The organism is Phenylobacterium sp. P4_E10 (assembly GCF_056401675.1).
Map to the genome: position 1 here is coordinate 62498 of NZ_JBFUIW010000002.1, position 9430 is coordinate 71927.

11 protein-coding genes are annotated in these 9430 nt (G+C 67.7%); 3 read left to right on the forward strand and 8 right to left on the reverse strand.

The features are described from left to right. Nucleotides 1-15: 15 nt before the first annotated feature. A complete protein-coding gene (locus AC1DQJ_RS02305; RefSeq protein ID WP_477599863.1) occupies nucleotides 16-465 on the reverse strand; it encodes a DUF3617 domain-containing protein in 450 nt (149 codons plus the stop codon). A gap of 159 nt (nucleotides 466-624) precedes the next feature. On the opposite strand from AC1DQJ_RS02305, the gene AC1DQJ_RS02310 reads away from it, so the two are divergent. Further along, a complete protein-coding gene (locus tag AC1DQJ_RS02310; RefSeq protein ID WP_477599865.1) occupies nucleotides 625-1236 on the forward strand; it encodes an MSMEG_1061 family FMN-dependent PPOX-type flavoprotein in 612 nt (203 codons plus the stop codon). 109 nt (nucleotides 1237-1345) lie between these two features. Here the strand turns inward: AC1DQJ_RS02310 and AC1DQJ_RS02315 are convergent, their stop codons facing one another. Together AC1DQJ_RS02315 and AC1DQJ_RS02320 are read right to left on the reverse strand one after the other, a co-directional pair. After that, the gene (locus AC1DQJ_RS02315; RefSeq protein ID WP_477599867.1) at nucleotides 1346-2239 is read right to left on the reverse strand and encodes a class I SAM-dependent methyltransferase; all 894 of its coding nucleotides are present in this window, start codon (nucleotides 2237-2239) and stop codon (nucleotides 1346-1348) included. A gap of 68 nt (nucleotides 2240-2307) precedes the next feature. Then, nucleotides 2308-3153 (reverse strand): class I SAM-dependent methyltransferase, encoded by an 846-nt coding sequence (locus tag AC1DQJ_RS02320; protein WP_477599869.1) that lies wholly within the window; start codon nucleotides 3151-3153, stop codon nucleotides 2308-2310. 261 nt (nucleotides 3154-3414) lie between these two features. Here AC1DQJ_RS02320 and AC1DQJ_RS02325 point away from each other — a divergent pair, with 261 nt between their 5' ends. Further along, the gene (locus AC1DQJ_RS02325; RefSeq protein WP_477599871.1) at nucleotides 3415-3870 is read left to right on the forward strand and encodes an Hsp20 family protein; all 456 of its coding nucleotides are present in this window, start codon (nucleotides 3415-3417) and stop codon (nucleotides 3868-3870) included. A gap of 276 nt (nucleotides 3871-4146) precedes the next feature. Here AC1DQJ_RS02325 and AC1DQJ_RS02330 read toward each other — a convergent pair whose 3' ends face one another. Further along, the gene (locus AC1DQJ_RS02330; RefSeq protein ID WP_477599873.1) at nucleotides 4147-5454 is read right to left on the reverse strand and encodes a hypothetical protein; all 1308 of its coding nucleotides are present in this window, start codon (nucleotides 5452-5454) and stop codon (nucleotides 4147-4149) included. A 234-nt stretch (nucleotides 5455-5688) separates the two neighbouring features. Between AC1DQJ_RS02330 and AC1DQJ_RS02335 the strand changes: the two genes are divergently transcribed. After that, nucleotides 5689-6057 carry a GFA family protein gene (locus AC1DQJ_RS02335; RefSeq protein ID WP_477599875.1) on the forward strand — a complete coding sequence of 123 codons (369 nt, stop codon included), beginning with the start codon at nucleotides 5689-5691 and terminating at the stop codon, nucleotides 6055-6057. Nucleotide 6058: 1 nt separating this feature from the next. Here AC1DQJ_RS02335 and AC1DQJ_RS02340 read toward each other — a convergent pair whose 3' ends face one another. From AC1DQJ_RS02340 to gpmA, 4 genes are all read right to left on the reverse strand, one after another. After that, the gene (locus AC1DQJ_RS02340; RefSeq protein WP_477599877.1) at nucleotides 6059-6826 is read right to left on the reverse strand and encodes a crotonase/enoyl-CoA hydratase family protein; all 768 of its coding nucleotides are present in this window, start codon (nucleotides 6824-6826) and stop codon (nucleotides 6059-6061) included. 63 nt (nucleotides 6827-6889) lie between these two features. Further along, complete coding sequence (locus AC1DQJ_RS02345; RefSeq protein WP_477599879.1) at nucleotides 6890-8149, reverse strand: pentapeptide repeat-containing protein; 1260 nt, start codon at nucleotides 8147-8149, stop codon at nucleotides 6890-6892. Between the two features lie 80 nt (nucleotides 8150-8229). Beyond that, on the reverse strand, nucleotides 8230-8673 hold the full coding sequence (locus tag AC1DQJ_RS02350; protein WP_477599881.1) for a bifunctional diaminohydroxyphosphoribosylaminopyrimidine deaminase/5-amino-6-(5-phosphoribosylamino)uracil reductase RibD: 444 nt from the start codon (nucleotides 8671-8673) through the stop codon (nucleotides 8230-8232). After that, entirely contained in the window at nucleotides 8670-9383 is a 714-nt protein-coding gene (gpmA, locus tag AC1DQJ_RS02355; RefSeq protein ID WP_477599882.1) for a 2,3-diphosphoglycerate-dependent phosphoglycerate mutase, read from the reverse strand. The genes AC1DQJ_RS02350 and gpmA overlap by 4 nt, the downstream gene beginning before the upstream one ends. Nucleotides 9384-9430 lie beyond the last annotated feature (47 nt).

Genomic DNA, 9430 nt, shown 5'->3' on the forward strand with positions numbered 1-9430 from the left:
CCGCTTGGCGCCACCTCAATCAGCAGGCGTCTCCGGACAGGTCTCGGAGATTCGCTTGGCGGTGGTCGTGGCCTTGGCGCTCAGAGGCACGCCGCCGTAGGTCGTGCTGATGTTGGCCACCATGTTGAACGTGGTCGGCGAATAGGTGCCGGTCGCCTCGATCGCAGCCTTGCTGCCATTCTTGGTGGCGCAGCTGCCCTTGAGGGTGATCTTGCCGTTCTTGAACACCCGGGTGGGGTAGTCGCACTTGTAGTGCCGGTTCGAGGGTCCCATCACGAACTTGGAGACCTCGCTCGGCGTGATGCAGCGCCGTTCGGTCTTGGACTGGCTGACAATGGCCGCGACCTTGTTGGTCACGTCCCAATAGCCCGGCAGGATGGTCTGTTCCTGAGCCGACGCCGGAACAGCCAGCAGCAGGCCGGCGGGGATCAGCACGAGAGCGAAATTGCGGAACATGAGGGACATGAGGGACTTTCTGCGCATTGCGTTCGCGACCATCTAGCGGGCTGGACCTGACTGCAACCTGACCGGCCTTCGCGCAACCTGTTCATCTCGGCGTGACAGCGGTGTGCTTCAAGGGCAATATTGCGATTAATTCGCAAGAGCGAACCTGGGAGGTATTGGATGAAGACCCTGGAACTGGGCGACCTCGAGCGCCTGTACAAGCCGCCGGGCAAGCTGGTGCTCGACAAATCGCTTTGCCAGGTGGACCGGCACGGCCGCGCCTTCATCGCTCTCTCGCCGTTTTGCGTGATCAGCTCCGCCGGTCCCGAGGGCGCCATGGACGTATCGCCGCGCGGCGGCGAACCGGGCTTCGTGCACGTCAGCGAGGACGGCAAGACCCTGTTCCTGCCTGACCGCCCGGGGAACAACCGGCTCGACAACATCCGCAACCTGCTGAGCGGCCCGGGCCGGATCGGCATGATGTTCATGATCCCCGGCTTCGACGATGTGTACCGGGTCAACGGCCGCACATCGGCCACCGACGACGCCGAACTGCTGGCCCAATTCGTGGAGTTCGGGAAGACGCCGCGGCTGGTGATCATGGTCTCGGTCGAAGAGGCCTACTTCCACTGCCCAAAGGCGATCATGCGCGCGCGGCTGTGGGACCCGGAGGCTCAGGTCGAGCGCAGCGCCCTGCCCTCCGGCGCCGAAATGGTCATGGACCAGCTGAACATGGGCAAGCCGCAGGTCAGCGATGAGGCGATCATCGAGAGCTACAAGACCCAGCTCTAGACTCTTTCCGGTTCAGGTGAGACGCCTGAACCGGAGAAAAAGGGTCTATCTTCAAAAATTTAGAGCGTGACGGTCGCTTCAACCGGCATCCACTTGAAGCTGTCACGCTCTAGCTGGCGGGCTTCACGAACCGCAGGGTCATGCGGTCGCTTTCGCCGATCGCATCGTAGGGCGCGCGGTCGAACTTCGGATCGGCCGGCTCGCCACGCGGCGAGGTGAGCCGCACCGGCGGCAACGTCCAGACGCCGAACGGATGGTCTTTGGTGTCCTTGGGGTTGGCGTTGATCTCGCTGGCCTTGTCGAGGACGAAGCCGGCCTCCTGGGCCATGCGCACCACATAGGCTTCCTGCACATAGCCGTCGGGCGCCAGCACGTCCTGCACGCCGCCGGCCGGCGCGCGGTGCTCCTCGATCCCGAGGACGCCGCCCGGCTTCAGGGCCGCATAGGCGTCGCGGAACGCCTTCTCGGCGGTGCCGGCCGCCATCCAGTTGTGCAGGTTGCGGAGGAAGAGCACGAGGTCGGCGCTGCCGGCCGGCGCGACCGGCCCGCTGGTGGCGCCGAACGCCGCGATCTCCACGTCGCCATAGATCTTCGGCTTGGCCTTCAGCCTGGCGCGATAGGCTTCGACGATCTCGGTGGACGCCGGATCGGCCGGCTCGAGATTGGCGGCGATCAGCTTGCCTTTGTTGGCGGCGAGGTAGGGGGCGAGGATGTCGGTGTACCAGCCGGCGCCCGGCCAGAATTCGACCACCGACTGTCCCGGCTTGAGACCCCAGAACTCAAGGGTCTCGACCGGATGACGCCAGGGATCGCGGGCCTTGTCGGCGGGCGAACGCCACTCGCCGGCCACTGCCTCCGGCAGCGTCATGCCGGCCTTGGCCTTGTTCGGCGCGGGCTTGGGCTGGGCCTCGCCCTTTTTGCCGCAAGCCGCCAGAGCCAGCGCTCCGAGCATCAGGCCACGGCGCGAGAACGAGTTCATCGAAGTCGAGAGTGAGCGCCGCATACGGATCCTGAAGTCACCACCGTCCCAGGTTGGCTAGGCTGACCCGGGACGATGGTCAAAGCATGGCCCTATTGTTTCACGAAACGCAGCGTCATGCGGTCGCTTTCCCCAATCGCCTCGTACTTCGTGCGATCGAAGCTCGCGTCCGCAGGCTGGCCGGCGGCCGCCGATCGACGCACCGGCGGCAGGGTCCAGACGCCGAACGGGTGATCCTTGGTGTCCTTCGGATTGGCGTTGATCTCGGACTTGGCGGCCAGCTTAAAGCCGGCCTTCTCGGCCGCGGCGATCACGAAGTCGGTCGCCACATAGCCGTCCGAAGCGCCCGGAAGCTGATCCCGGGTCGGATCGGAGCGATGCTCCTCGACCGCCAGCACGCCGCCGGGCTTCAGCACGTCGTGGAAGTCCTTGAACACCTTGTCGAGCAGGCCCGGCTGGCCCATCCAGTTGTGGACGTTGCGAGCGGTGATGACGACGTCGGCCGAGCCCGGCGCGCCGAGCGGAGCCGAAACCGGGCCAAAGCCCGCATAGACGATCTTCCCGTACTTGGCCTGGTCGGCGTACTTGGCCTCGAAGTCGGCACGCGCCTTGCGGGCGCCTTCCGAGAGCTTGGGGTTGGCGGTGTCGGCGACGCCGGCCACGTAGGTTCCGCCGGTCGCCTTGGCGTAGGGCGCCAGGATCTCGGTCCAATAGCCGGTGCCCGGCGAAATCTCGACGATCGTCTGCTTGGGCTTCACACCCCAGAACGCCAGCGTCTCGTAGGGATGGCGCGCGCCGTCGCGGGCGACGTGATCGGCGCCTCGCTGCGGACCGGCGATAGCGGTCTTCAAAGCAGCATCGTCCGCGGCCGCGGCGGGTTGGGCGAGGACGGCGACCGACGCGAAGGCGGCGGCAAGGGCAAGCTTGTGGGGGGACATCTCTGACGAGGCCTCTCGATTTGTTCCTGGGCGAGGCGAACCCTAGAGGTGCAAGCGCTGCTGGCAAGCGGGTTGAGAATTCAACGCGGCCGCTCGGTGGAATTGTCGTTCAACGGTGATCTTGAACGGACGAAACGACGTCCCACCTAAGCACTCGAAGGCGCTGGACATCCGGGCCTTCCGGACACAGGGCGAGGCCGATCTTGGCTCGCGCGACGTCCGACCCAACGCAACCTTGCTTAAGCCAAGAAGGTAATTCCAATGCGCACGATCGACTTCTCCCCCCTCTATCGCTCTGTCGTCGGCTTCGACCGCCTGGCCTCGCTGCTGGAAACCGCCAGCGTTGACGCCGCGGCCGGCTATCCGCCGTACAACATCGAGCGCACCGACGAGAACGCCTACCGCGTCGAGATCGCGGTCGCCGGCTTTCGGCCGGAAGAACTGAACATTGAGGTCAAGGAAAACCTCCTGACCGTCCAGGGCCGCAAGGCCGCCAACGACGACCAGCGCCGGTTCCTTCATCGCGGCCTGGCCGAGCGCAATTTCGAGCGCCGGTTCCAGCTCGCCGACTATGTGATCGTCACCGAAGCCAAGCTCGCCGACGGCCTGCTCTCGATCTCGCTCAAGCGCGAGCTGCCGGAGGCCCTGAAGCCCCGCACGATCGAGATCAGCACCTCGGCCCAACCTGAGCTGATTGAAGGCGAGAAGGCCGCCTAACCCTCCCCCCGAGGCGGCCTCCGTTCTTCCGGGGCGGCGCAGCGACCTGCGCCGCCCCACCCCTCCCTCTCCCAGTCCCCTGGGCGGCGCTTCCCCCGGCGCCGCCCTTTCTTTTGCAGGCTGCTGACGGTCACGCTGGTCGGGGCGTCGCTCAGCCTGGCGCCGACCACGACAAATGGCTTGAGTTCAGCCACACAGACGAGGTGACAGTGACCGTCCCCCCGCATGCCGACGTGGCGGCTTTTCGGGGCGCTTGAGGCGGCTTGACGATAGGGCCTATCCGATCCGCGGCGGGGTCAGCCTGTAGACGGCATAGCCTCGATCCGCCCCGTACACCGGGGTCAAGGTCCAGCCCTCGGCCGCCAGCGCGGTCGATAGGCGGGACCAGAACGGATCGTCGCAGCGGTCTATAAAATAGCGGGCATCAGATTGGCGGGCGATTTCGTCGAGCGCCTTGCCAACCGCTCGCCCTTGGCTTGGCAGGGTCCAGCGCTGATGCGCGGAGATGGAAGCGGGCGTCTTGAGCCCGACCAGATCGATGAGGTTGAGCCGCGACCTGAAGGCTGCGACACCGGCGTCATGCACCAGGACCGGCGTCCCGGCCGGCAGGTTTCCGGACGCCCAAGCGGTCGCGGCATCGGCTTCGCGCACCAGGCGGCGGCCGTCCTCGATGCCGCCAATCGACTTGGGAAGCGTGGCGACCGCAAAGGCGACAAGCACCACGATGACGGCTTTCGACAGGAGCCCGCCCCGCTGGGCGAACGTCATGTAGCCATAGAGCGCGATCGGCGCGAGGACGTAGGGATAGCGCCACCAGTTGTGCGCGAGGCTGGACGGCAGCGCCAGGGTGAAGGCCAGCACAAAGGCGACGAGGAAGACCAAAAGCGCTAAGCCGACCTTGTCGCGCCGGATGCAAAGCAGCCCTAGCCCCAAGGCGCCGAGGGCCGTGACTAGGTGTCCAAAGGCCGTGGCCGCCTTAACGAAAGGCGCCTTTGGCGCGTCGGCGAAGAAGGCGACTTTGGCGCCGAGGGTGCCGGGCGACAGTTGGCCGATCGCGAGCCAGGACCACGCCAGCCAGGGGGCGGCGGCGGCGGCAAAGGCGGCCCAATCGAGCAGGGTGGCGCGCACATCCGAACCGCGCCGCCATGCCTGGAGCAGCATCAGCGGGCCGGCGAGCGCGGCCAGCTCCGGTCGCAGGAACGGCATCAGGCCGCACAGGACCGCCAGCCACCGGCTCGGCCGTTCGGCGGTCGCCATCAGGATCGCGGCGGTGACGGCCGCCATCGCCCAAGCGGTCTCCAGGCCGTTGAACAACTGGAACGGGATGTAGTTGGCGGCCAGGCCGACGAAAACCACACCGGCGCGCATCGGCCAGGAGATAGCGGCTCGGTTGGCGAGTTGCAGCAACGCCAGGCCGTAGGCAAGGACGCCTAGTGTGGCCACAAGGAAACCGCCAGCGACGCCCGGCAGAACGCGCGTCGCAAGGGCGACCATCGCCAGGTGGACGAGGCTCGTGGCGCCGGTCAGCGGTGATGTCTGATAGTTCGCGTCCCACCCCGCCCAGAGCGCCTCGGCGTTGTGCAAGGTGATGTAGGCGTCATCGAGCGGGAAAGCGAAGGGCCGCCCGGTCAGCCACAGCGCCGCAGCAGCCGTTAGGATCGACGCCGTCACAAGCAAGCGCGCGCAGTTCAAAGCTGAGACCCGAACCATTCGCAAGCTCTACCATAGCGCGCCCGCAGCCGCTACGCGCCGGCTGCTGACAGCATGTTGACAGCAGACTGGGCGTTCTCTCCCGCAATCACAGCGCGGAGAAAAATCATGGCCCTGAAGGGAAGCTGCCATTGCGGCGCCACGCAGTTCGAAGTGACCGAGCCGCCAGCGAGCGTCACCAGCTGCAACTGCTCATACTGCTCCAAGCGCGGCGGGCTGTGGGCGTACTACACGCCTGAGCAATTCAAGCTGACCACCGCCCGCGACCGGGTCTCCACCTATCAGTGGGGCGGCTATTTCGGTCAGCATCACTTCTGCGGAATCTGCGGCTGCACGACCTATGGCGAGAGCCCGAGCTGGGTCGACTACAAACCCGACTACGAGCATCCGAAGATCGGGGTGAACGCTCGCCTGTTCGACGACTTCGACCTGGCCGCCGTGCCGGTCGAGCACGTCAACGGCAAGGAGGACTGGTAGGTCAGAAGGCTCCGCCGCGGCCCTGACCGGCCACGAAGCGGTTGGCGCCGGCCTGGGCCTCGCCGCTGGCCAGGGTGGCGCGGCCGAGCTCGATCTCGCGAGCGGTGGCCGCGTCCCAGTCCAACGACCACTGGCCGATGGCCGAGGCGCGGTCATTGCGAAGGCAGGTCTGCGGAAAGGCTGAGATCTGGGCGGCGAGCTGCAGCGCCGCCTCCAGCGCCCGGCCTTGCGGCGCCAGCCGATTGGCCAGTCCGATGGCGTAGGCCTCGGCCGCATCGACCGGGCGGCCGGTGAGGATCAGGTCCATGGCCCGGGAGTGGCCGATCAGCCGTGGCAGGCGTACCGTGCCCAGGTCGATCAGCGGCACGCCGAACCGGCGGCAGAAGACGCCGAACACCGCGCCCTCGGCAGCCACTCGCAGGTCGCACCAGGCCGCGACCTCCAGCCCGCCGGCGACGGCATGCCCCTCGACCGCAGCGATCACCGGCTTGCTCAGCGCCAGGCGGGTGCAGCCCATCGGGCCGAGGTCGCCCTCCCTGTGCACCGGATTGCCGCGCCCCTCGCTGACGCCCTTGAGGTCAGCTCCGGCGCAGAAGGTCCCGCCGCGCCCCTGCAGGACGGCGACGTCCAGCGCCTCGTCGGCGTCGAAGGTCTTGAAGGCCTGATAGAGCGCGGTGGCCGTCTCGCCGTCGACGGCGTTGCGGCGCTCAGGGCGCTCGATGGTGACGATCGCTGTACGGTCGCGGACTTCAACGCTGACGGTCGACATGGCAGGGCCTCCTGGGTCGAAGCCCCACGATAGGCGCTTGCCCAGACGTCAGCCCACGCCCGATCAGATCACGTCGTCGAGACCGCGCGCCCCCCACTTCTGGGCGTTGGTCAGGTTGGCGCCTCGGACCATGGCGCTGGTGAAGTTGGCGCGGCTGAGGTCGGCTTCGACGAAGATCGCGTGACGGCAGTCGGCGCGCGCCAGGTCGGCGTTCTTGAGCACCGCGCCGGTCAGGTTGCTGGGCAGGGTGCGGTCGGCGCCCAGCAGCAGCGGGCCCATCTGGGCGTCGCGCAGGTCCGCGCCCGACAGCTTGGCGCCGATCAGCCGCGCGCCGCGCAGGTCGGCGCGGCGGAGGTTGCAGTTGCGCAGGTCCGCGCCGTCGAGCTGGGCGCCCTGAAGCTGCACGCCCTCCATGTCGAGGCCGTAGAACACCGCGCCCTTGGCCGACAGGGCGGTCAGGTTGAAGCCTCGGATGGTTTCCAGCGCCCGCAGGTCGGCGTTGTCGAAGACGCTGGGCGTGCCCTCGGCGCCGCCGGTCTCGCACCACTTCGCATGGTCGCGGATCATCGTCTTGTAGGGCAGGTCCTGCACCGACTTGCCGACCGGATCGTCGGTCAGCACGCCGCGCATGTCGGCCTGGGTGACGTTCCAGGCGAAGGTCTTAGCGCCCACGAGGATGACGTCGCGCATGTCGGCGCCGGCCAGGTCCGCGCCCGAGAGGTCGCAGCCGGCCATATTGGCGCCGGACATGTTGGCCTGCTTGAGGTTGGCGCGCACCAGCTTGGCGTCCTTGAGGATCGCGTCGCTGAAGTCGGCCTTGATCGCCATCACGCCAGACAGGCGCGAGCGCTCGAGGTTGGCGCCGGCGAGGATCGCCCCCGAGGCTTCGCCGACCCGGTTGATGTGTTCCAGGACCCGCAGGCCCTTGTCGCGATCGCCGACCGCGATCGAGCCCTCGCGCAGGTCGGCTTCGAACATGTCGGCGGCGGTCAGGTTGGCGCCCCGCAGGCAAGCGCCCCGCAGGTCGGCGCGGCGCAGCGAGGCGTCGGTCAAATTGGCGTTCTGGAGGTCGGCCCCGAACAGGTTGGCGTGGTCGAGGCGCACGCCCTGCATCTGGCAGTTGGCGAGCACCGCGCCGGTCAGGTCGGCGTCGCAGAGATTCTTGTTGCGCAGGTCCAGCCCCGACAGGTCCTTCCAGGCGAACACGGCGCGCGCGCCGCCGGGCTTGGACGTCCAGAGGCGGTCATGCTTGGCGCAGACGGCGTCGAGCTCGTGCTGATCGAGCTTGCGCAACTCCTGGGTTGGAGCGGTCTGGGCGGACATAGATAACCCCACTGATTTCGGCGTCGAATCTAAGCCGGACGCGATTAACGCGCCCTTTCCGCGGGTTCGTTTGAGCGTCGTTAATTTCCGGGCGGAACGTAGTCGGCGTAGAGGAACGCGGCCTCGTCGGCGAGCACGCCGAGCCGCACCGGCACCCTGGCGGCGCGTAGGCGCTCCGCGCCCTGGCCGGCTGCAAAGGGCGAGGCGTCCTCGCAGGCGATGACCACCTCGGCGACCTGCGCTGCGACCAGCCGCTCGGAGCACGAGGCCGTCCCGGTGGAGCGCGCGCCGCAGGGTTCGAGCGTCACGTAGGCGATCGCGCCACGCGCATTTTCTCCAGCCTGCTCAATAGCTTGCTCTTCGGCGTGCGGGCGGCCGCCCTTGCCGGTCACCGCTTCGCCGACCACCACGCCGTCCTTGACCAGCACACAGCCGACGCTGGGATTGGGCAAGGTCAGGCCGAGGTGCGCGCGCGCCGCCGCAATGGCGCGCCGCATGTATTCGCGATCGGCCTGGACGCTCATGCCGCCTTGGGCAGGGCGGTCGCACGGGCCTCGTCGAGGTAGCGCCCGGACACCGGCTTAAGGTTAGCGTCGAGCTCGATCAGCAGCGGATTTCCGGTGGGGATTTCGACACCGATGATCGCCTCGTCGGAGAGGCCGTAGAGCAGCTTCACAATCGCCCGTAGAGAGTTGCCGTGGGCCGCAACCAGGAGGGTCTCACCTGACTTGAGGTGCGGCGCGATCTCGGCGTCCCAATAGGGCTGCACCCGCTCGAGCGTGGTCTTCAGGCTTTCGGTGTCGGGCAGGACGGCGCCGGCGTAGCGGCGGTCCTTGGCGAAGTCGAACTCGCCGCCTGGGGCCAGCGGCGGCGGCGGCACGTCGTAGGAGCGCCGCCAGACCTTCACCTGGTCGTCGCCGTGCTTAGCGGCGGTCTCGGTCTTGTTGAGCCCGGTGAGCCCGCCGTAGTGGCGCTCGTTCAGGCGCCAGTCCTTGGTCTCCGGCACGAACACCTGGCCGGCCGAGGTGAGCGCCAGCCAGAGGGTGCGGATCGCCCGGGTCAGCACCGAGGTGTAGGCGCGGTCGATCTGCAGGCCGGCGGCCTTGATCAGCTCCCCGCCCTTGCGGGCCTGAGCTTCGCCCTCGGCGGTCAGATCGACGTCGACCCAGCCGGTGAAGCGGTCTTCGAGGTTCCACTGGCTCTGGCCGTGACGAAGAAGGATCAGGGTGGGCAAGGCGCGACGCTCCGACTGCAGGTTGCCTGCGGGCTAAGGCCCGGGGG

What these genes read in the sequence shown, in the direction of transcription:
- AC1DQJ_RS02305 (WP_477599863.1), bottom strand. Translation starts at nt 465, where the DNA reads ATGTCCCTCATGTTCCGCAATTTCGCTCTCGTGCTGATCCCCGCCGGC.
- AC1DQJ_RS02310 (WP_477599865.1), top strand. Translation starts at nt 625, where the DNA reads ATGAAGACCCTGGAACTGGGCGACCTCGAGCGCCTGTACAAGCCGCCG.
- AC1DQJ_RS02315 (WP_477599867.1), bottom strand. Translation starts at nt 2,239, where the DNA reads ATGCGGCGCTCACTCTCGACTTCGATGAACTCGTTCTCGCGCCGTGGC.
- AC1DQJ_RS02320 (WP_477599869.1), bottom strand. Translation starts at nt 3,153, where the DNA reads ATGTCCCCCCACAAGCTTGCCCTTGCCGCCGCCTTCGCGTCGGTCGCC.
- AC1DQJ_RS02325 (WP_477599871.1), top strand. Translation starts at nt 3,415, where the DNA reads ATGCGCACGATCGACTTCTCCCCCCTCTATCGCTCTGTCGTCGGCTTC.
- AC1DQJ_RS02335 (WP_477599875.1), top strand. Translation starts at nt 5,689, where the DNA reads ATGGCCCTGAAGGGAAGCTGCCATTGCGGCGCCACGCAGTTCGAAGTG.
- AC1DQJ_RS02340 (WP_477599877.1), bottom strand. Translation starts at nt 6,826, where the DNA reads ATGTCGACCGTCAGCGTTGAAGTCCGCGACCGTACAGCGATCGTCACC.
- AC1DQJ_RS02345 (WP_477599879.1), bottom strand. Translation starts at nt 8,149, where the DNA reads ATGTCCGCCCAGACCGCTCCAACCCAGGAGTTGCGCAAGCTCGATCAG.
- AC1DQJ_RS02350 (WP_477599881.1), bottom strand. Translation starts at nt 8,673, where the DNA reads ATGAGCGTCCAGGCCGATCGCGAATACATGCGGCGCGCCATTGCGGCG.